The following is a 20,167-nucleotide window of genomic DNA, read 5'->3' as shown; positions in this document are numbered from 1 at the left end:
GGGGTTAGGAGGGGGAGTCCCCCTTGCCCAGGCGTTCCTTAAGGAGGCGGGCGGCTTCCTCCGCCTTGGCCTTGGCGGCTTCGGCGGCCTGGGCGGCTTTCTCCGAAAGCTCCTTCAGCTTATCGGGGATGCCGTCCTTATCCTGGTCTAGCTCGGCCAGGCGGGCCTTGGCTTCCTCCAGGGCCTTCTGGGCTTCCTGAAGGGCTTTTTCCACCAGGTCGGGCTTGCCGTCCTTGTCCTGATCCAGCTTTTCCCGAAGCTCCATTAAGCGCTTCTCCACCTCGCCGGTAGCGGAACGGGCCTTCTCGGAAACCTTTTGCAACAAATCCTTGAGAAAATCCATGGGGATAGTTTACAACAGGGCTTGGAGGTCCCCCAGCACCTTCTCCGTTTCCTCCACCTTGTCCGGGCTAAAGAGGAGGACCAGCTGGCCCTCCTTTACCACAAAGGTGGTGGCCGTGTGGTCCACCAGGTACTCCCCGGGGCCCCGGTACTGGGTTTTCTGGTAATAGACCCCGAAGGTGCGGGCCACCTCCTGGATGGTCTCGGGGCTTCCCGTGAGGCCTAGGAAGCTGGGGTTAAAGGCTTTGGCGTACTGGTCAGAGACCCCCGGGGTGTCCCGCTCGGGGTCCACGCTGATGAAGACCACCTGCACCCTTTCTTGCTCCTTGGGGGATAGGCCCTCGTAGGCCCGCTTCAGGGCCAGTAGGGTGGTGGGGCAGACGTCGGGGCAGTGGACGTAGCCGAAAAAGATGAGGACCAGCTTGTCCTGGAAATCGGAAAGCCGCACCGGGCCTTGGGGCCCCTCGAGGACAAAGTCCACGGGCTTGGGGTTTAAGAGCCGGGTGCCGTAGAAGCTATGGGAACCCTTGGGCAGGAGGAGGTAGGCCACCGCCACCAGGCCCAGAACCAGCAGGATGGGCACGAGGGGTTTCGCCTTCATCGCATCTCCACGGGTAGGATCACCTTAAGCCTGCTGCCGTCTTGGAACTTCAGGACCAGGGTCACCTTTTCCCCGGCTTTCAGGGGGCGCCTAAGCCCTTCCAACATGAGGTGGTACTTCCCCGGGCGGAACTCCACCTTGCCCTTTGGGGGGATATCCAGGTGAGGAAGCGGACGCATGCCCAAGACCACCTGCCCCCCTCGGTGCTCCCGGTGATCCATGTGGATGGAAACCCGCTGGGCCACCTCCGTTTCCGCCCCCACCAGGCGCAAGGGCGCGCTTCCGCGGTTTTCCAGGGTCAGGTAGGCGGCGGTGTCCTTGACCACCGGGGGTACCAGGCGCACCCAGCCGGGGGTGGCCAGGGCCTGGGCCCAGGCGGCCCCGCCCAGGAGCAGGCCGACGAGGGTTAAACCGCTGGCAAGACTCCGTGGCCAAAGGAGGGGTTTCACGCCCTTAGGGTACCAGGCGGTGGCGGGGAAAGGAACCCGGCAAGTGAAGTACAAATGTCCCATACCCCCCTCTTACCCTGGGGGAGAATGCGGGCGTTTCTTCCCCCCCTCCTAGCCCTTGCCCTCCTCTCGGCCTGGGCGGCCCCGGTACTCCGCCTGCAGGGGGAGGTGGAGGGGCCTTTGGTCCTTACCACCCCCAACCTGGTGGTGGAGGGAAAAGGGGCGGTGCTACGGGGGAAGGGGGGGCATACCCTAAGCCTCCTGGCCCCGGGGATCCGGGTGCGGGGGCTGAAGGTGGTGGGGGCAGGGCCTGAGGAGGATTTTTTTGAACCCCATGCCGCCCTTTACCTAAGGGGGTGCGAGGGCTGTCTCCTAGAGGATGTGGCCGTGGAAGGCGCTCCCACCGCGGTGCGGGTGGAGGACTCCCCGGGGGCGGCCATCCTGGGCCTGAAGGCCCAGGGCCTGGGCCAATCCCCAGGGGTCTTGGTCTACGGGAGCCCTGGGGCCAGGGTGGAGGGGGGTTGGCTTAGGGGGTATATGGACGCCATTTACGTGGAGTATAGCCCCGGGATGCGCATTGTGGGGAATCGCCTCGAGGACAACGGGCGCTACGGCTTCCACGTGATGTTCTCCTGGCAGGTGGTGGTGGCCGGCAACGAGTCCCGGAATAACGGCATTGGCAACGCGGTGATGCACGGGGCAGAGAACCGGATAGGGGAAAACCGGCTTTATGGCCACAAAAGCCCCGTGGGCTATGGGCTTTTGGTCCAGGACGAGCAGGGGACCGAGGTCCGGGGCAACCTCTTTGCGGAAAACACCCTGGGCCTGGTGCTAATGGACGCCACCCGGGTGAGGGTGGCGGGCAATCGCTTCCAGGAGAACGGCACCGCCTTGCGCATCACCCGGGAGAAGGGGGGAAACTCGGCCCAGGTGGAGGGGAACGCCTTTTGGGGCAACCTCTACGATCTCCTGGTGGACGATCCCTTGGCCAAGGCTCGGGTGGTGGGGAACCGGTACGACCGGGCCTCTGGCCTTCCGGTCCCCCACCTGCCCACGGGGAGCTTTGCCCTTCTCCTTGCCCGGCAGCCCGAGCTTTCCCTCCTGGCCCTTTCCCCGGGGATCATCCTCTGGGAGGCCGCGGAGGCCCAGGTGCCGGGGCTTAGGCTGGTGGCCTTGGCCGATCCCCAGGCGGCCCCCGTGGCTTGGGAGGCCAGGTTCGGGGGTCTTTGGGCCTTCTTGGGCCTTTTGGGAGGCGTCCTATGGTGGTGGCGGAGGGGCTGATCAAGGCGGGGAGGCTCAGGGGGGTGGGCCTTAGGGTACCGGGGGGCGTGGTGGGGCTTCTCGGCCCCAACGGGGCGGGCAAGAGCACCCTCTTGGCCCTCCTGGCGGGAAGGCTTTGGCCCGATGGGGGTCGGGCCAGCCTCCTGGGCCACCCCCCCAGGGCCCCGGGGGCCTTGCCCCTTAGGGCCTACCTGCCCCAAAACCCCAGGCTTTTCCCCCATCTGCGGGTCCTCGAGGTCCTGGAAGGGGCCAGGCGGGTGAAGGGCCTGGGCCGGGAAGCCCTGGAGGAGGCCCTGGAGCGCATGGGCCTGGAGGCGTTCTTGGGGAAGCGGGTGGGGGAGCTCTCTGGAGGACAGCGCCAGCGCCTGGCCCTGGCGGCAAGCCTTATGGGTAATCCCCCCATCTGGCTTCTGGACGAGCCCACCGCGGCCCTAGACCCCAAGGGCCGGGAGCGGTTTTGGACCTGGGTGGGCGAGAAGGGGCAAGGGGCGGTGCTCGTCGCCCTGCACCACGTGGAGGAGGCCATGAAGGCGGACCGCCTCCTCCTCATGAAAGGGGGGGAGGTTTTGCAAGAAGGCCCCCCGGACCAGGTTTTGGGCCCAAGGGGAGAACGCCTCCCCTGGCTAATGGAGGTGCTCTATGAGGAACCGGCGTGAGGTGCTCAAGGCTTTGGGCGGACTGGTGGTGGCAGGGCCGGTTCTGGCCCAGCACATGGGGCATGGTGGGGAAAGCCCGGCCCCTGCTGGGGGGATGCGGGTTCCCGCCCGGCCCATTCCCTGGGATGAGGCCCTGTGCGCCTTCTGTGAGATGCCCATCAAGACCCCGGAAGGGCAGTGGCGGGGCCGCACCTTCCCCAAGGGCTTCTTTGAGCAGACCTACAGCCAGATTGCCTTTGAGAAGCCCCGGCCTGCCCCCCACGATCCCAAGCAGGTGGTGGAGGCGTTGCACTTTGAGAGCATCGCCTGCATGGTGAACTACGCCTGGGTGCATGGGCTTAAGGACGGGGAGGGGGCCACCTTTTACGTGACCGACCGGGGAGCCTACGACCCCGCCAGGCCCCAGGAAACCGTGCGCCTCATCCCCGCCCGCCAGGCCACCTTCTACTGGGGGGAGAGGATGATGGTGGTCATGAACGCCAAGCTTCTGGCCTTCGCCAGCGCCAAGGCGGCCCAGGAGTTTGCCGATAGGAACAAAGACCAGCACGGCCGCCAGCGCTTCTATAGCTTCCAAACCCTTTGGGACTTGGCGCCCTTACCGGAGATGAACCTGGTAGCCCTTTTGGCTCGGCACGCCGGGCTACTGGACGGGAAGGAAGGGGGGCATAGCCATTAAGGAGGTGCGGCGAGGGGGCGGTGGGTTTGGCTTTTGCCCGGGTTGTTTTGGGGCTTTGGCTCACGGGAGCAGGGAGGTGGACGAAACCCTTAGCCAGTTCTACCCCGGCAAGCAGGCGGTGCTGGACCCGAGGGAGTACACCCTGCCAAAAGACCGCGGGCAAGGCCACTAGGCCGCACCCACGGGTAAGGGGGTCTCGTTCCGGCCGGGACTCCCTTATCCTTGTCTGCAGGAGGACCTGTGAACCGCAGAACCTTTCTCCTAGCCCTTCCCCTTTTCTTCCAGGCCTTGGCGGCCCCCCGGACCTTAAGGGTGGGGGTGGACGCCTGCCCCTACTGCTTCATGACCATCCTGGACGCCCGCCATGCGGCCCAGGCGGTGAACCCCCAGGGGAAGGCCTTTTTCTACGACGACCCCGCCTGCCTTCTGGACCAGCTAAACGGCTGGGGAGGGCCAAGCCTCACCGCCAAGGAGGTGTACCTGGCGGATTTTGTCCTCAGCACCCGAACTGCTCCCAAATGGGTGGAAGCGGAAAAGGCCCTCCTCTACCACAACCCCAAGATCCGCACCCCCATGGGCTCAGGCCTTTTGGTCTTCAGCCGCCGGGAGGCCTTGGAACAACACCTCAAGGAACGGCCCGAGCGGGCGGGGGGGCGGGTTCTGACCTGGGCCCAGGCCCTGAAGGAGGGGGAAAGGCGTCCTTGGGTGCCTGCGGATGTGTTCACCCCTTCCAAGGCCCCATGAGCCCCCTTTTCTTTAAGGAGGTAACCCGTAACCCCTGGACCCTAGGCCTTGTTCTCCTCCCTCCCCTCCTGGCCCTGGGCTTCTTGGGCCGGGGGGAAGGGGTGGGGCTGGTGGGGCTTTACTCGGGGCTTCTCCTCCTCCTGCCCCCCTTGGTCCTGGCCCTGGCTCTGCCCCTTTTGGCCTCGAGGGAGGAGTGGGCCTTCCTCTTAGGGCTTCCCGTGGGGGCCTTCCGGGGCTTTGGGGAGGGGGTGGTGGGGGTTTTCCTGGGGCTTCTTCTGCCCCTTCTTCCCGGCCTCCTTCTGGGGGCGGGGGTGTTGGGCCTCTCTGGGAAGGCCACCTTGTGGCTTCTCCTTTCGGGGGTGGGGGTTTTGGCCTTCTGGGCCGGGCTTGCCGCCTTCTTGGCCGCCTTGACCTTGGAGGAGAGGCGGGCCTTGGGGCTGGGTTTTGGGCTTTTTGGCCTCCTCAACGTGCTCTATGGGCCCATGGTGGTGGCCCTGGCGGTGCGCCTTAGGGAGTATCCCCTGGAAGGCCTCCTCACCCTGGCCCTCCTGCTGAACCCCCAGGAGATCCACCGGGTGGGGCTCCTGGCTGGGCTTAAGGCCCCGGTGCTCACGGGGCCCATAGGGTACCTGGTGGCGGAGCGCCTAGGGGCGGTGGGGCCTTGGCTAGGGCTTTTCTACCTGGTCCTCTTGGGGGTCCTTCTGGCCCTGCTGGGTGCCCTGGTCTTCGCCCGCCGGGACCGGTAGCATGGAGGCCATGGAGATCCTGCTCACTACCCTGGACCAGGTGCCCGGCCACCGGGTGGTGCAGGTACTGGGTGTGGTCAAGGGGAGTACGGTGCGGACCAAACACCTGGGCAAGGACCTTTTGGCGGGCCTGCGTACTCTGGTGGGCGGGGAGATCCCCGAGTACACGGAGATGCTGAAGGAGGCCCGCCAGGAAGCCGAGCGCAGGATGCGGGAAGAGGCCAGGCGCCTGGGGGCCCATGCCGTCTTGGGGGTGCGGTACGCCACGGCCAGCGTGCTCCAAGGGGCGGCGGAAATCCTGGCCTACGGTACCGCGGTGCGTTTGGAGCCCGTAAGGGAGCCCCGGTAATGCGCCTGGCCGCCCTCCTTCTCCTCCTGCCCTTCTTCCTCCAACTCCTGGGCTTTGGCAACACCCCCTTGGGCGGGGGGCTTTGCGGGGAGCTTTTCCTGGTACAAAACCCCGCCTTGGCCTTAAAGACCCCGGGGTTTTGGTACGGGGCCCTTTTCATGGGCCTTTTGGCCCTGCAGCTGGGGTATGGCCTTTCCCTCCTCCTCCTGCCCCTACTGGAGGTGCCCGTAGGCCCAGCCTGGCTTCGCCTGGGCCGGTTTCTAGTGGGGCTTCTTTTGGCCCTTTTCCTCCTCAGCCGCACCCTGGGCCTGCCCACCCCGGGCCCCACGGGGTGGGTGCTGGAGCCGGCTTCCCTGGACCCCCTTTCCCTCCTTTTGGTGGGGCTTTCCCTGGCGGGGGGGGTTCTCCTGAGGGAGAATAGGGGGCATGGAACGGCTTCTTGAGGTGATGCGCCGCCTTCGGGGGCCCGGGGGTTGCCCCTGGGACCGGGCCCAGACCCACGAAAGCCTCGTCCCCTACCTGTTGGAGGAGGCCAGCGAGGCGGCGGATGCCCTCTTGGATGGGGACCCCGAGGAGATGGCGGAGGAGCTTGGGGATGTGCTCCTGCAGGTGGCCTTTCACAGCGTGATCGGCGAGGAGGAGGGGCGGTTTACCTATGAGGACGTGGAAAGGAGCATCGTGGAAAAGCTCATCCGCCGCCATCCCCACGTCTTCGGGGAGGCCAGGGCCAAGACCCCAGAGGAGGTGAAGGCCCGCTGGGAGGAGCTAAAGGCCGAGGAGGGGAAGAAGGAGGAGCCCTGTGGCCTACCCAAGCACCTTCCCACCCTGCTTCGGGCCTACGAGCTGCAGCGAAAGGGCGTGGATCCGGGAAGCGAGGAGGGCCTAAGGATGGCCCTGGAGAGGGGGGACCTCGAGGAGGCGCTTTGGAACCTGGTGGGGCTTTTCGCCAAACGGGGCCTGGACCCCGAGACCGCCTTAAGGCGGCGCTCCCACAAAGCCTGCCGGGAGGGCTAGCCCTTCCTCCGGGCTTTCGTTTGGCGGCGGTGGCCGTGCCCCTCCTGGGGGAGAGTCTCCTTTTCACCCTGCGTAGCCCCCACCTGCCCACCCACGCCGGCCAGGTGAGCTTCCCCGGAGGGGTGGTGGAGCCAGGGGAAACCCCCCTGGAGGCCGCCTTGCGGGAGGCGGCGGAAGAGGTGGGGCTAGGGGGGCTGGAGGCCTTGGGCTACCTTTCCCCAGGGTTTTCCCCCCAGGGTTTCTTGGTCCAGCCGGTGGTGGTCTTCCGGGAAGACCTTCCTCCCTTACGCCCTAACCCCCTCGAGGTGGCCGAGGCCTTCTTGGTCCCAGTGGAGGAGCTCCTGGGGATAACCCCCTGGAGCGAGGTGCGCCAGGGCCGGACCGTTTGGCACTTTCCCTGGCGAGGGGTGGACATCTGGGGGGTGACCGGAAATATCCTTAAGGAGTTCCTGGAGGTGTGGCGTGAGGCGAGTGGGCATCCTTTTGGCCGATCTCTTTGACGAGCGGGAGTTCCTCTACCCCTACTACCGGGTCCAGGAGGCGGGCTACACCCCTTTGGTCATCGGGCCCGACGCCCGGGAGTACAGGGCCAAGTCCGGCTTTGCCTGGAAGGCGGAGGTGGCAGCCCGGGAGGTAGGGGAGGTGGTGGGCCTCCTTATCCCCGGGGGCTTTGCCCCCGATTACCTGCGGCGAAGCCCCGAGGTCCTTGCCTTGGTGCGAAGGGTGGCGGAAGAGGGCAGGCCCATCGGGGCCATCTGCCATGCGGGCTGGGTTTTGATCAGCGCCGGACTGGTGCGCGGGCGAAGGGTCACGGGGTTTGCCTCCATCCGTCACGACCTGGAAAACGCCGGGGGGCTTTACCAGGAGGCCGGGGTGGTGGTGGACGGAAACCTGGTAACCGCCCAGGGGCCCAAGGATCTCCCCGGCTTCCTCCGGGCCTTTTTGGAGCTCTTGGCTAAAGGGTAAAGCGGGTTCCCCACACCCCCTTTAGGACGCCCTCCAGTACCCCCCTTTCCCCCCGGGCAATGGCCGCCCAGGGAGCCCCGGCCTTAAGGGCGTTCAAGGCCGCCTCCACCTTGGGGATCATGCCTCCTTGGATCACCCCAGAGGCCTTGAGTTCCTCCACCTCCTTCGGCGTGAGGCGGGGCAGGCGGCTTTTGGGGTCCTGGGGGTCCTGGAGGACCCCGGGCACGTCCGTGAGGAAAAGGACGGGCCACCCTAAGGCCCCAGCCACCGCCCCCGCGGCGGTGTCGGCGTTGACGTTTAAGGGGCCTGCCTCGTCCAGGGCGATGGGGGCCAGGAGGGGGGTGTAGCCCCGTTCCACGAGGTCCAGGAGCACGCCCACCTCCACCCCCACCACCTCCCCCACCCGGCCCAGGTGGGCTAGGGCCCTCCCCTTTAGGCAAAGGGTATCCCGCCCGGAAAGGGAAAGCGCCCTTTTTCCCCTTCGGGAAAGGCCCTCCGCCAGGCGCTTTCCCGTGAGGCAAAGGCTCATTTCCACCACCTCCATGTGCTCAGGAGGCGTTACCCTCAGGCCCCCCTCAAAGCGGCTTTCCAGGCCCAGGCGGGAAAGCCAGGCCCCGATCTCCGGCCCACCCCCGTGTACCAGCACCAGGGGGCCTGGGTAGCCCGCAAGCTCGTCTAGGAGGGTTTCGGCACCCCGTAGGCTTCCGCCCACCTTCACCAACAAGGGTTCACTCAAGGTAGACCACCTCCTCCGGCAGGCCTCCCTCTTCCTCGGCCTCCAACAGGTCCAAAAAGCCCAAGGCCGCGTGGTCGGGGTGGAGGCCAAAGTGGGTGGCCAGGGCCTGGACCGCGCTCAGGGGGGGCATGGAGGCGGCTTTCTCCAGCAGGGGCTTGAGGTCCGCAGGGGCTTGGAGCCTGGGCCCCAGCTCCGCCCCCTGGGCCAGTTGGGCCTTAATCTCCCCCTTTTCCGCAAGGAGGAAAAGAAGCTCCTCCTCGGCCACGACCAGGAAGGCCAGGGCCCTTCCCAGGTGGGAGAGCTCTTGGAGGAAGGCCCGGATGGCCTGGGGGTCTTCCTGGGCCTCGAGGGCCTCGTGGTACAGGCTCACCCAGGGGGGGTCCGGGACCAGAAAGACCCCCGCCCCCTTGGTTTGCCCCTGGGCCCAGGCCTGCACCTCTTCCCAAGGGGCCGCCACGTGGAAGGAGAGAAAGCTCCGCACCAAGCCCTATACTAGCCATTGTGAGCGCCCTCTACCGCAAGCTCCGCCCCCTCACCTTTCAGGAGGTGGTGGGCCAGGAGCAGGTGAAGGAACCCCTCATGCGGGCCATAGGGGAAGGGCGCTTGGCCCATGCTTACCTCTTCTCGGGCCCTCGAGGGGTGGGGAAGACCACCACCGCCAGGCTTCTGGCCATGGCCGTGGGGTGCCAGGGGGAGGTGCGCCCTTGCGGGGTCTGCCCGCACTGCCAGGCGGTGCAAAGAGGGGCCCATCCCGATGTGGTGGAGATCGACGCCGCCAGCAACAACTCGGTGGAGGACGTGCGGGAGTTAAGGGAGAAGGTGCTTCTGGCTCCCCTTTCCGCCCCCAAGAAGGTCTTCATCCTGGACGAGGCCCATATGCTCTCCAAAAGCGCCTTCAACGCCCTCTTGAAGACCCTGGAGGAGCCTCCACCCCACGTCCTTTTCGTCTTCGCCACCACCGAGCCGGAGAGGATGCCCCCCACCATCCTCTCCCGCACCCAGCACTACCGCTTCCGCCGCCTCACCGAGGAGGAGATCGCCTCCAAGCTCCGGCGCGTCCTCCAGGAGATGGGTAGGGAGGCGGAGGAGGAGGCCCTCCTCCTGGTGGCCCGGCTGGCGGACGGGGCGCTTAGGGATGCGGAAAGCCTCCTGGACCGCCTGCTCCTCCTGGAGGGCCCCCTGACCCGGAAGCGGGTGGAGGAGGCCTTGGGCCTTCCGCCCAAGGAGGCCCTTTCCCGCCTGGCCCGGGGGCTGGTCCGGGGGGACCTCAAGGAGGTGCTCTCCGAGGCCAGGGGGCTTTACGCCCAGGGCTTTGCCCCGAGAAGCCTGGTGGGGGGGCTTATGGAGGTGATGCGGGAGGCCCTGTACGCGGCCTACGGCCTGCCGGGAGAGGGGATGGAAGCCCCTCCCGAGGCCCTGCTGGGGGCCCTCACCGCCTTGGACGAGGCCATGGAGCGCCTTTCCAAGCGCTCGGACCTCCTGGCCCTGGAGGCGGCCCTGCTGCAGGCGGCAAGGGTTTTCCCCTCCGGGCGAGCTGTGGGGGTGGTCCGGCCCGCGGCGGGCCTTCCTGCGGGGGAAGCGGCCCAGGTGGGGGCTCTTGTGCCCGAGGGGCCAACGCCTCGGCGTGAGCCCGCGGCCTCCGGGGAAGACCTGCCCGAGTTCCACCCCACCCAGCCCTTGGCGCCGCCGAGCCTCAAGGAGGCGGGTCCCCCCGGGGGGGAGGAGGGGGATCAGGCCGGGAGGTGGAGGGCCTTCCTCGAGGCCCTGAAGCCCACCCTAAGGGCCTTCCTCCGCGAGGCCCGGCCAAGTCTGGAAGAGGGGCGCCTTGTGCTCCGCTTTCCCGAGAGCAAGGCCTTCCACCACAAGCGGGCCGAGGAGCAAAAGGCCTCCTTCCTCCCCCTGATACGGGCCCACTTCGGGGTGGAAGAGGTGGTCTTCCTCCTGGAAAAAAAAAGCCTAAACCCTAGGCCCCTTTCCCGAAACCGGCCATTGCCTGGGGAGAAACCCACCCAGGGTGGGCCGGCCGAAGAGCCTAAGGCCTCCGAGCCCTCCGCCCAAGCCCTGCCGGAAGGGGAGGAGAAGCCGAGGGAGGCCTGGCCCGAGCCTGCCGAAAGGCTGCCTGCTGCCCAAGCCCCTTGGCCCGGCCGGCCGGTCCCTTTCGGACCCGATGCCCCGGCGGAGGAACCCCCCAGGCCTCCTGAGGATCCCAACCAACGCCTGGCGGAGATCACCCGTCTCCTGGGGGCGCGGCTCCTTTGGGTGCGCAGGCCCAGGCCTCCCGAGGCCGAGGAACCCGTGAGCGAAGACGACATAGGGGGTACTGGTATATAATGCCCCCATGACCAAGACCACCGAGCTCGGGCAAGAGACCGTGGAGAACATCCTCAAGCGGCTACGGCGTATAGAAGGCCAGGTGCGGGGTTTGCAGAAGATGGTGGCCGAAGGGCGCCCCTGTGACGAGGTCCTCACCCAGATGACCGCCACCAAAAAGGCCATGGAGGCGGCGGCCACACTTATTTTAGAGGAGTTCTTAAACGTGTGTGCCGCCGAGGTTTCCGAGGGCAAGGTGGATCCCAAAAAGCCCGAGGAAATCGCCACCATGCTGAAGAAGTTCATCTAGCCCCTTGCCTAGCGGAAAGCCCCTTGCGCTTCGCAGCTGGCCAAAGAGGCTTTGGCGCCTCTTCTGGGCCTTTTTCCCCCAAGGGGAAGGGCGGGACGATGCCTTTGCCCTGGCCTTTTTGCAGGGGGAGGAGCGCACCCTGTACCTGGCCATGGACCCCCGGGATAGGGCCCATGCGGTCCGGGTGGCCAAAAGGCTCCTTAAGGACCACCCCGACGCCCCCGCCTTCGTCATCCGGGCGGCGCTCCTTCACGATGCGGGAAAGGCCCTGAGGCCCTACCGCCCCCTGGAGCGCATCCTCACCGGGCTTTATGCGCCCAACGTACCCCCCTACCCTTTGCGGCGGGGGTTTTGGGGCGCCTTCCAGGTGCGTCGCCACCACCCCCTGTACGCGGCGGAGCGCATCCGGGATCCCCAGGTGCGGGCCCTGGTCCTGGAGCACCACCGCCCGCAAAGCCTCTGGGGCCGGAGGCTCCACCAGGCGGACCAGGAGGAGTAGCCCCCTTTGGGCAAAAGCCCCTAGCCAAGAACCACCCTTAAGGAGTAGGGTATCAAAGAGCGAAGGAGGGCTTATGGAAGACTTCACCTGGCGCGTGGGCGGCCCCCAAGGGGGCGGGATAGAGACGGCGGCCACCCTGTTTGCCCGGGCCGTGGCCAAGGGGGGTTGGTGGGTGGCCACCAAGCGGGAGTACCACTCCAACATCATGGGGCGGCACTCCTATCTGGACGTGCGGCTAGGGCGAAAACCGGTGGGAGCCTTCCGCGAAAAGGTGGACATGCTGGTGGCCCTGGATGGGGAGACCCTGGCCCGGCACCTGGACGAGGTCCGGCCTGGAGGGGTCTTGCTCTACGACCCCAAGGTGCTAGGGCTCACGGTGCGGGGCCTACCCATGCTGGACCACCGCGTGGCCGATGCCCTGGCGGAACGCTTTCGTAAAGCCAATCCCAGTCTCCAAGACCTTCTTGCGGCCTTTGTGGAGGCAGGGGTTCAGCCGCTTCCTTATCCCTACGAGGAGGTGGCCGACCGGATCGGGGTGGAGCTGGGGGTGCCCCCCTTGCAGGCCCGGCGCACCCTGAACACCATCGCCGTGGCCGCCAGCCTCCACTTCCTGGGCTTTCCCCTAGACCCCCTGCTGGAGGCCCTGGCCCTCCAGTTTAGGGGCAAGGTGTTGGAGTTAAACCAACGGGTGGCCCAGGCGGTCTACCGGGAGGAAATGCCCAAGCTTTCCTTCCAGCTCCACCTGAACGGCTACGAGCCGGGCCGGGTCTACCTTACCGGGGCCCAGGCGGCTGCTTTGGGGAAGCTGGCCGGGGGGCTTCGCTTCCAGACCTACTACCCCATAAGCCCCGCCACCGACGAGTCCACTTACCTCGAGGCCCACACCGCTTTTACCGGGGCGGACGTGGCCGTGGTCCAGACGGAGGACGAGATGGCCGCGGTGACCATGGCCGTGGGGGCCGCCCTCACCGGGGCCAAGGCGGCCACCGCCACCAGCGGGCCTGGCTTCAGCCTCATGGCCGAGGGGATGGGGTTTGCCGGCATGATTGAGGCCCCCTTGGTGGTAACCCTCTACCAGCGGGGCGGGCCCAGTACCGGCCTTCCCACCCGCACCGAGCAGGGGGACTTGATGTTCGCCATCCGGGGTGGGCACGGGGAGTATCCCAGGATTGTCTTGGCCTCAGGGGACATCCAGGACGCCTTCTTGGATGCGCAAAAGGCCCTGGCCTGGGCCTGGCGCTACCAGACGGTGGTGGTGCACCTGGTGGACAAGTTCCTGGCCTCCATGGCCCAAAGCCTTCCCAAGGAGGCGTTAAGGGTGCTTTCCCTGGACGGGGAAAAGCGCCTTGGGCCCAGGCACGAGGGCTTTGGCCCCTATGAGCGGTATGGGCCCGCGGAAGACGGGATTTCCCCCTTCATTCCCATCGGTACCCCCGGGGGCTTTTACTGGATGACCTCGGACGAGCACGACCCCGTAGGCCACATCACCGAGGACGTGGCCCTGCGGGAATACCAGATGGAAAAGCGCATGCAGAAGCTAGAGACCGCCCGTAGGGAGATTCCCCTCGAGGACCAGTACACCCTCTTTCGGGACGGGGAGGTCCTGGTCCTGGGCTGGGGCACGGTGAAGGGCACCCTTCTGGAGGCCCTGGACCATCTCCCGGGGGTGGGGTACCTGCACCTCAGGCTCCTTTGGCCCTTCCCCCAGATCGGCCCCCTTCTGGAGGGGAAAAGGCTGGTCACGGTGGAACACAACTACTCGGGGCAGCTGGCGGACCTGGTGCAGCAGGAAACCCTGAAGAGGGTGCATCACCGCGTGGCGAAGCACAACGGCCGCCCCATCACCCTGGACGAGGTGGTGGAGGCCTTGAAAGGGGTGCTTGCGGGTAGGGCCCCCGAGCGCTTGGTGCTCAGGAAAGGAGTTTGACCATGCTGGAGCTTAAGCTGGCGGATTACAAGGCGGAAAAGCAGCCGGACTGGTGCCCGGGTTGCGGGGACTACGGCATCCTCTCCGCCCTGCAGATGGCCCTTTTTGAGCTGAAGCGGGATCCTTCCCAAACGGCCATTTTCTCGGGGATCGGCTGCTCGGCCAAAACCCCGCACTACCTCAATGTCTACGGGGTCCATACCCTCCACGGCCGCGTTCTCCCCGTGGCCCAGGGGGCCAAGCTGGCCAACCCCCACCTCACCGTGGTGGCGGTGGGGGGGGATGGGGACGGCTTGGGGATTGGGGCGGGGCACTTCGTGGCCGCGGGCCGCCGCAACGTGGACATGCTCTATATCCTCTACGACAACGAGGTCTACGGCCTGACCAAAGGGCAGGCGGGCCCCACCCTGGGCCTGGGGGAGAAGACCAAGAGCCTGCCCAAGCCCAACCCCCAGGGGCGCATCAACCCCCTCCTACTGGCCTTTGCCTCCGGGTACACCTGGATCGCCCGTGGCTACGCCTACGATGTCAAGGGCCTGAAGGAGCTCATCAAGGAGGGGCTAAGCCACAAGGGCCTGGCCTTCCTCCACGTGCTCCAGCCCTGCCCTACCTACAACGACCTCCACACCAAGGAGTGGTTTGCCCCCAGGCTGTATAGGCTCCAGGACGAGGGGTATGACCCCCATGTTCCCGAGGGCCTTCCCCCGGAGGAGCTGGACAGGAAGATGGCCCAGTTCCAGGAGAAGGCGGTGGAGTGGGGGGAGCGGATTCCCCTAGGGGTCTTTTGGCAGGCGGAGGTGCCTACCTTTGAGGAGCGCCTTAAGGCCTATCTCCCCCGCTACCCCGAGGTGTACCCCGCCTTGGGCCAGCAGGAGCCTTTGGACCTCGAGGGCCTCCTCAAGGAGTTCGCCCTCTAGGGGCGGATGAGCCGCACCGGGGTGGCGATCAGGTCCACCCGGCGCTCGGGTTCCACGGGAAGCTTGGGGTAGACCATGAGGGCGTGGGCTAGGGTGGCGAAGGGGGCGTCCACGGAAAGCCAGGCCTGGGGGAAGCCGTAGCCCTTCCCCACCCAGCCCCCTTCCTCGTCCACGGCCACGGCCCCGATGAGGACCAGGTCTATGGGCTGGCCCTCGAGGCTGGCCTTTGCCCCATAGCGGTAGGCCTCCCGTACCCTTTTCAGCTTCCTGGGGTCCAGGTCCTTGAGGAGCAAAAACTCCCCTGGCCGGTCGGGGTGGGGGAGGAGGAGGGCTTTCCCCGCCCTTAGGGCCGCTTCCCTCAAGGGTTTTAAGACCGCATCCATCCCCGCCAGGATGAGCCGGGCCCTCTGGAACTCGGGGGTAGCTTGGAGGCGCTCCGCCGCCTTCCTGGCCCCCAGGAAGTTGGGATGGTGGCCGTGGGGGGGTGTGGGGTGGAGGGCCAGGTCGTAGCGGGCCAGGGTGTTCCAGACTTCTTCCCGGAGTTGGCCTAGGGTCATGGGGTTTTAGGCTATAAAGCCTCGCCCTTTCCCCCGGGAGGGGATGGGTTCCTTGGGGTGGCCTGGGATCCAAAGCCCGGGATGGCGTGGGGGAGGACGGGGGCACTTTCCACTAGACCACTATACCCAGGCCCCCGGTAGACTGGACCCCATGGGCCGCCTTAAGTTCGCCCACCTGCACCAGCACACCCAGTTTTCCCTCCTGGATGGGGCGGCGAAGCTTTCCGACCTCCTCCAGTGGGTGAAGGAGGTCTCCCCCGAGGACCCCGCCTTGGCCATGACCGACCACGGCAACCTCTTCGGGGCGGTGGAGTTCTACAAAAAGGCCACCGCCATGGGGATCAAACCCATCATCGGTTACGAGGCCTACGTGGCGGCGGAAAGCCGCTTTGACCGCAAAAGGGGTAAGGGCCTGGACGGCGGCTACTTCCACCTAACCCTTCTGGCCAAGGACTTTAGGGGCTACCAGAACCTGGTGCGCCTGGCCAGCCGGGCCTACCTGGAAGGCTTTTACGAGAAGCCCCGCATAGACCGGGAGATTCTTCGGGAGCATTCGGAGGGGCTCATTGCCCTCTCCGGTTGCCTGGGGGCGGAAATCCCCCAGTTCATCCTGCAAGACCGCCTGGACCTGGCCGAGGCCCGGCTGAACGAGTACCTGGCCATCTTCGGCGACCGCTTTTTCCTTGAGATCCAAAACCACGGCCTTCCTGAGCAAAGGAAGGTGAACCAGGTCCTCAAGGAGTTTGCCCGGAAGTACGGCCTGGGGATGGTGGCCACCAACGACGGCCACTATGTGCGCAAGGAGGACGCCCGGGCCCACGAGGTGCTTCTTGCCATTCAGTCCAAAAGCACCCTGGATGACCCCGAGCGCTGGCGCTTCCCCTGCGACGAGTTTTACGTGAAGACCCCCGAGGAGATGCGGGCCATGCTCCCCGAGGAGGAATGGGGGGATGAGCCCTTTGACAACACCGTGGAGATCGCCCGCATGTGCAACGTGGACCTGCCCATCGGGGACAAGATGGTCTACCGCATCCCCCGCTTTCCCCTTCCCCAGGGCCGGACCGAGGCCCAGTACCTGCGGGAGCTCACCTTTAAGGGGCTTCTTTTCCGCTATCCAGACCGCATCACCGAGGGGTTCTACCGGGAGGTTTTCCGCCTTCTGGGCCGCATCCCCCCTCACGGGGACGGGGAGGCCTTGGCGGAGGCCCTGGCCCAGGTGGAAGGGGAGGCCTGGGAAGCCCTTCGCGCCCAGCTGCCCCCTTTAGAGGGGGTGCGGGAGTGGACGGCGGAGGCCATTCTGCACCGGGCCCTTTACGAGCTTTCCGTGATTGAGCGCATGGGGTTCCCCGGATACTTCCTCATCGTGCAGGACTACATCAACTGGGCCCGGCAGAACGGGATTTCCGTGGGGCCGGGCCGGGGAAGCGCCGCCGGGAGCCTGGTGGCCTATGCGGTGGGGATCACCAATATTGACCCCTTGCGCTTTGGCCTCCTCTTTGAGCGCTTTCTGAACCCCGAGCGGGTTTCCATGCCGGACATTGACACCGACTTCTCCGACCGGGAGCGGGACCGGGTCATCCAGTACGTGCGCGGGCGCTACGGGGAGGACAAGGTGGCCCAGATCGGCACCTTCGGCAGCCTGGCCTCCAAGGCGGCCCTCAAGGACGTGGCCCGGGTCTACGGCATCCCCCACAAGAAGGCGGAGGAGCTGGCCAAGCTGATCCCCGTGCAGTTCGGCAAGCCCAAGCCCCTGGCCGAGGCCATAGAGCTGGTGCCGGAGCTGAGGGCGGAGATGGAAAAGGACCCCAAGGTGCGGGAGGTCATAGAGGTGGCCATGCGCCTGGAGGGCCTGAACCGCCACGCCTCCGTGCACGCCGCTGGGGTGGTGATCGCCCAGGAGCCCCTTACGGACCTGGTCCCCCTCATGCGGGACCAGGAGGGGCGGCCCGTGACCCAGTACGACATGGGGGCGGTGGAGGCCTTGGGGCTTTTGAAGATGGACTTTTTGGGCCTGCGCACCCTCACCTTCCTGGACGAGGCCAAGAAGATCGTCAAGGAGTCCAAGGGGGTGGAGCTGGACTACGACCGCCTGCCCCTGGACGATCCCAAGACCTTCGCCCTCCTTGCCCGGGGGGAGACCAAGGGGGTTTTCCAGCTGGAATCGGGGGGCATGACCGCCACGGTGCGGGGGCTTAAGCCCCGGCGCCTCGAGGACATCATCGCCCTGGTCTCCCTCTACCGCCCGGGGCCCATGGAGCACATCCCCACCTACATCCGCCGCCACCATGGCCAGGAGCCCGTGAGCTACGCGGAGTTCCCCCATGCGGAGAAGTACCTAAGGCCCATCCTGGAGGAGACCTACGGCATCCCCGTCTACCAGGAGCAGATCATGCAGATCGCCTCCCAGGTGGCCGGCTACTCCCTGGGGGAGGCGGACCTCCTCCGCCGGGCCATGGGCAAGAAGAAGGTGGAGGAGATGCAAAGGCACCGGGAGCGCTTCGTGCGGGGGGCCAAGGAACGGGGCGTCCCCGAGGAGGAGGCTAACCGGCTTTTTGACATGCTGGAGGCCTTCGCCAACTACGGCTTTAACAAATGCCTTCCCGGGAGAACCCGGGTGGTGGATTACCGCACGGGGAAGCGGGTGCCCATTGAGGCCATCGTCCGGGGTGAAGCCCAGGGAATCCTGGTGGTTTCCCTGGACGAGGATACCTTGCGCCTGGTGCCAAGACGGGTGTTGGCCGCCTTTCCCAGCGGCCGGGCCAGGGTTTACCGCTTGCGCACCTCCACGGGAAGGGTTCTGGAGGCCACGGCCAACCACCCCCTCTACACCCCCGAGGGTTGGCGGGACCTAGGGGAGCTGCGTCCGGGGGACTCCATCGCCCTACCCCGGTACCTGCCCTACCAACCCTCGGAGGACCTGAGGCCCCAGGAGCTGGACCTTCTAGGCTTTGCCCTAAGCAAAGGAAGCCTGCGCCATACCTCCGGCATTTACCTGTACCCTTCCTCGGAAGAGGAGCTTTGGACCATGCGGGAGGCCTTGGCGGGCTTTGCCAACACCCGTACCCGCTTGGTCTGGCGCCGGGGGGTGGCCCACCTCCATGTGGGCCGGCAGAACCCCAAGGCGCCCTCGGAGGCGGAGGCTTTTCTTTGGGAGATGGGCCTAATGGGCCTTTCCGCCAGGGAGAAGCAGCTGCCGGAAAGGGTCTTTGGCCTTCCCCTGGAGGGGGTGGCCAGGCTTTTGGGGCGGCTTTGGGCGGGGGATGGGGGAGTGGATCCCAAGGAAAGGCTTATCTTCTACGCCACCGCTTCCCAGGCCCTGGCCCAAGGGGTGCAACACCTTCTCCTTCGCCTGGGCCTGCAAAGCCGCCTGGTGGAACAGGATTTCCCCCATGGAGGGGGGCGAAAGGGCTATGGGGTCTACCTTCTTGGGGGCCTCGAGGCCGCCTGGCGTTTTGCCAGGTGGGTGGGGCCTTACCTGCTGGGCAAGGGGAAGCGGGACTTGGAGAGGCTTCTCTCCTCCTGGAAGGGGGAGGAAAGGAGCACCGAGGATATTCTGCCCCTGGCCTTCCTCCCTCTGGTCAAGGAGGCCTTGGCCCAAGGGCTTTTGCGGTCCGGCAAGGGCCGTTTAGGGCTTTCCCGTTCCCCCCAGGTGCGCCTTGCAGCCCTTACGGGAAGCCTGGCCCTGTGGCGCCTGGCAGGGGCGGAGGTCTATTGGGACCGGGTGGAGGCCATAGAGCCCTTAGGGGAGGAGGAGGTCTACGACCTCACCGTGGAGGGCACCCACACCTTCCTGGCCGAGGATGTCATCGTCCACAACTCCCATGCCGCCGCCTACAGCCTCCTTTCCTACCAGACCGCCTACGTGAAGGCCCACTACCCCGTGGAGTTCATGGCCGCCCTCCTCAGCGTGGAGCGACACGACTCCGACAAGGTGGCGGAGTACATCCGCGACGCCCGGGCCATGGGGATTGCGGTCCTCCCCCCCGACATCAACCGCTCGGGCTTTGACTTCAAGGTGGTGGGGGAGGAGATCCTCTTTGGCCTTTCCGCGGTGAAGAACGTGGGGGAGGGGGCGGCCCAGGCCATCCTGACGGAGAGGGAGCGGGGTGGCCCCTTTAAGAGCCTAGGGGATTTCCTAAAGCGCCTGGACGAGAAGGTGGTGAACAAGCGCACCCTCGAGTCCCTCATCAAGGCGGGGGCCTTTGACGCCTTTGGGGATAGGGCGAGGCTCCTCGCCTCCTTAGAACCCCTCCTTCGCTGGGCGGCGGAAAGCCAAAAGCGGGCGCGCTCGGGGATGTTGGGCCTCTTTGCCGAGGCGGGAGCGGACATGGAGCCCCCCTTGCTGGAGGCTTCGCCCCTGGACGAGATCACCCGGCTCCGCTACGAGAAGGAGGCCTTGGGCATCTATGTCTCCGGCCACCCTGTGCTCCGCTACCCGGGGCTAAGGGAGGTGGCCAGCTGCCCCTTGGAGGAGCTAGCCGATTTCATCCAGGGCCTTCCCCCAAGGGCCCGGGTACTCCTTGCGGGCATGGTGGAGGAGGTGGTGCGCAAGCCCACCCGTAGCGGGGGGATGATGGCCCGCTTTACCCTTTCCGACGAGACCGGGGCCTTGGAGGTGGTGGCCTTTGGCCGGGCCTATGAGGGGGTCTCCCCCAAGCTCAAGGAGGACACCCCCCTTCTGGTCCTGGCGGAGGTGGAGCGGGAGGAGGGAGGGCTTAGGGTAATAGCCCAGGCTGCCTGGACCCATGAGGAGGTGGCCGAGGCCCCTAAGGCCTTGGAGGTGGAGGTGGATCACGCCCTTTTGGACCAGGGAGGCGTCACCCTCCTAAAGAGCATCCTGGACGAGCACCCTGGGCCCCTTCCCCTCTACCTGAGGGTCCAGGGCCCCTTTGGGGAGGCCATCCTTTCCTTGCGGGAAGCCCGGGTGGGGGAAGGGGTTCTGGAGGCCCTCGAGGCCGAGGGCTTCCGCGCCTACCTGGTGCCGGACCGGGAGGCCTTCTTGCAGGGGAATGGCGGGGCTAGCCCCAAGGAGGAGGTGGTGCCCTTTTAAAAAGGAGGCTGGGCCTAGGCCCAGCCCCACTTGCCCC

The 20,167-nt window shown here is 66.4% G+C and carries 22 protein-coding genes; 16 read left to right on the top strand and 6 right to left on the bottom strand.

Features of this window, described 5'->3' with window-relative positions; translation table 11 throughout:
• Positions 1-4: 4 nt before the first annotated feature.
• From L0D16_RS03280 to L0D16_RS03270, 3 genes are read right to left on the bottom strand one after another with little or no spacing between them, the layout of a single operon-like run.
• Positions 5-343 (bottom strand): dolichyl-phosphate-mannose-protein mannosyltransferase, encoded by a 339-nt coding sequence (locus L0D16_RS03280; protein WP_243030025.1) that lies wholly within the window; start codon positions 341-343, stop codon positions 5-7.
• 9 nt (positions 344-352) lie between these two features.
• On the bottom strand, positions 353-943 hold the full coding sequence (locus L0D16_RS03275) for an SCO family protein (RefSeq protein WP_243030024.1): 591 nt from the start codon (positions 941-943) through the stop codon (positions 353-355).
• A complete protein-coding gene (locus L0D16_RS03270) occupies positions 940-1,392 on the bottom strand; it encodes a copper chaperone PCu(A)C (protein ID WP_423247855.1) in 453 nt (150 codons plus the stop codon). Before L0D16_RS03270 ends, L0D16_RS03275 begins: the two co-directional genes overlap by 4 nt.
• A gap of 87 nt (positions 1,393-1,479) precedes the next feature.
• Between L0D16_RS03270 and L0D16_RS03265 the strand changes: the two genes are divergently transcribed.
• The 10 genes from L0D16_RS03265 (at position 1,480) to L0D16_RS03220 (ending at position 7,824) form a co-directional block, all read left to right on the top strand.
• Entirely contained in the window at positions 1,480-2,673 is a 1,194-nt protein-coding gene (locus L0D16_RS03265; protein WP_243030023.1) for a NosD domain-containing protein, read from the top strand.
• Positions 2,652-3,329: an ABC transporter ATP-binding protein gene (locus L0D16_RS03260; protein ID WP_243030022.1), complete on the top strand. Its 678-nt coding sequence runs from the start codon at positions 2,652-2,654 to the stop codon at positions 3,327-3,329. The genes L0D16_RS03265 and L0D16_RS03260 overlap by 22 nt, the downstream gene beginning before the upstream one ends.
• A complete protein-coding gene (locus L0D16_RS03255) occupies positions 3,313-4,005 on the top strand; it encodes a nitrous oxide reductase accessory protein NosL (protein ID WP_243030021.1) in 693 nt (230 codons plus the stop codon). Before L0D16_RS03260 ends, L0D16_RS03255 begins: the two co-directional genes overlap by 17 nt.
• 240 nt (positions 4,006-4,245) lie before the next feature.
• Positions 4,246-4,749 carry a nitrous oxide reductase accessory protein NosL gene (locus L0D16_RS03250; RefSeq protein WP_243030020.1) on the top strand — a complete coding sequence of 168 codons (504 nt, stop codon included), beginning with the start codon at positions 4,246-4,248 and terminating at the stop codon, positions 4,747-4,749.
• Positions 4,746-5,495 carry a hypothetical protein gene (locus L0D16_RS03245; protein WP_243030019.1) on the top strand — a complete coding sequence of 250 codons (750 nt, stop codon included), beginning with the start codon at positions 4,746-4,748 and terminating at the stop codon, positions 5,493-5,495. The genes L0D16_RS03250 and L0D16_RS03245 overlap by 4 nt, the downstream gene beginning before the upstream one ends.
• A 10-nt stretch (positions 5,496-5,505) precedes the next feature.
• Positions 5,506-5,844 carry a YbjQ family protein gene (locus L0D16_RS03240; protein ID WP_243030018.1) on the top strand — a complete coding sequence of 113 codons (339 nt, stop codon included), beginning with the start codon at positions 5,506-5,508 and terminating at the stop codon, positions 5,842-5,844.
• Complete coding sequence (locus L0D16_RS03235) at positions 5,844-6,287, top strand: hypothetical protein (protein ID WP_243030017.1); 444 nt, start codon at positions 5,844-5,846, stop codon at positions 6,285-6,287. The genes L0D16_RS03240 and L0D16_RS03235 overlap by 1 nt, the downstream gene beginning before the upstream one ends.
• On the top strand, positions 6,262-6,858 hold the full coding sequence (locus L0D16_RS03230) for a MazG family protein (protein WP_243030034.1): 597 nt from the start codon (positions 6,262-6,264) through the stop codon (positions 6,856-6,858). The genes L0D16_RS03235 and L0D16_RS03230 overlap by 26 nt, the downstream gene beginning before the upstream one ends.
• 29 nt (positions 6,859-6,887) lie before the next feature.
• Positions 6,888-7,358, top strand: a complete 471-nt coding sequence (locus L0D16_RS03225; RefSeq protein WP_243030033.1) for an NUDIX hydrolase — start codon at positions 6,888-6,890, stop codon at positions 7,356-7,358.
• The gene (locus L0D16_RS03220) at positions 7,321-7,824 is read left to right on the top strand and encodes a type 1 glutamine amidotransferase domain-containing protein (RefSeq protein WP_243030016.1); all 504 of its coding nucleotides are present in this window, start codon (positions 7,321-7,323) and stop codon (positions 7,822-7,824) included. The genes L0D16_RS03225 and L0D16_RS03220 overlap by 38 nt, the downstream gene beginning before the upstream one ends.
• On the opposite strand, the gene argB is transcribed toward L0D16_RS03220, so the two are convergent.
• Positions 7,814-8,560, bottom strand: coding sequence for an acetylglutamate kinase (argB, locus tag L0D16_RS03215; RefSeq protein ID WP_243030015.1), 747 nt, complete (start codon positions 8,558-8,560; stop codon positions 7,814-7,816). The two genes, L0D16_RS03220 and argB, sit on opposite strands and share 11 nt — an antisense overlap.
• Positions 8,553-9,044: a hypothetical protein gene (locus L0D16_RS03210; protein ID WP_243030014.1), complete on the bottom strand. Its 492-nt coding sequence runs from the start codon at positions 9,042-9,044 to the stop codon at positions 8,553-8,555. The genes argB and L0D16_RS03210 overlap by 8 nt, the downstream gene beginning before the upstream one ends.
• A gap of 17 nt (positions 9,045-9,061) precedes the next feature.
• On the opposite strand from L0D16_RS03210, the gene dnaX reads away from it, so the two are divergent.
• The 5 genes from dnaX (at position 9,062) to L0D16_RS03185 (ending at position 14,523) form a co-directional block, all read left to right on the top strand.
• Positions 9,062-10,891: a DNA polymerase III subunit gamma/tau gene (gene dnaX, locus L0D16_RS03205; RefSeq protein ID WP_243030013.1), complete on the top strand. Its 1,830-nt coding sequence runs from the start codon at positions 9,062-9,064 to the stop codon at positions 10,889-10,891.
• Positions 10,892-10,898: 7 nt separating this feature from the next.
• A complete protein-coding gene (locus L0D16_RS03200) occupies positions 10,899-11,180 on the top strand; it encodes a metal-sensitive transcriptional regulator (protein ID WP_243030012.1) in 282 nt (93 codons plus the stop codon).
• 4 nt (positions 11,181-11,184) lie between these two features.
• Positions 11,185-11,679, top strand: a complete 495-nt coding sequence (locus L0D16_RS03195; RefSeq protein WP_243030011.1) for a phosphohydrolase — start codon at positions 11,185-11,187, stop codon at positions 11,677-11,679.
• Between the two features lie 73 nt (positions 11,680-11,752).
• Complete coding sequence (locus tag L0D16_RS03190) at positions 11,753-13,606, top strand: 2-oxoacid:acceptor oxidoreductase subunit alpha (protein ID WP_243030010.1); 1,854 nt, start codon at positions 11,753-11,755, stop codon at positions 13,604-13,606.
• A 2-nt stretch (positions 13,607-13,608) separates the two neighbouring features.
• Positions 13,609-14,523 (top strand): 2-oxoacid:ferredoxin oxidoreductase subunit beta, encoded by a 915-nt coding sequence (locus L0D16_RS03185; protein ID WP_243030009.1) that lies wholly within the window; start codon positions 13,609-13,611, stop codon positions 14,521-14,523.
• On the opposite strand, the gene L0D16_RS03180 is transcribed toward L0D16_RS03185, so the two are convergent.
• Entirely contained in the window at positions 14,520-15,080 is a 561-nt protein-coding gene (locus L0D16_RS03180) for a 5-formyltetrahydrofolate cyclo-ligase (RefSeq protein ID WP_243030008.1), read from the bottom strand. The two genes, L0D16_RS03185 and L0D16_RS03180, sit on opposite strands and share 4 nt — an antisense overlap.
• Positions 15,081-15,231: 151 nt before the next feature.
• Between L0D16_RS03180 and dnaE the strand changes: the two genes are divergently transcribed.
• Entirely contained in the window at positions 15,232-20,130 is a 4,899-nt protein-coding gene (dnaE, locus tag L0D16_RS03175) for a DNA polymerase III subunit alpha (RefSeq protein WP_243030007.1), read from the top strand.
• Positions 20,131-20,167 lie beyond the last annotated feature (37 nt).

It is taken from the genome of Thermus altitudinis (genome assembly GCF_022760835.1).
GTDB lineage: Bacteria > Deinococcota > Deinococci > Deinococcales > Thermaceae > Thermus > Thermus altitudinis.
This window is presented reverse-complemented; position numbering and strand designations above follow the sequence as displayed.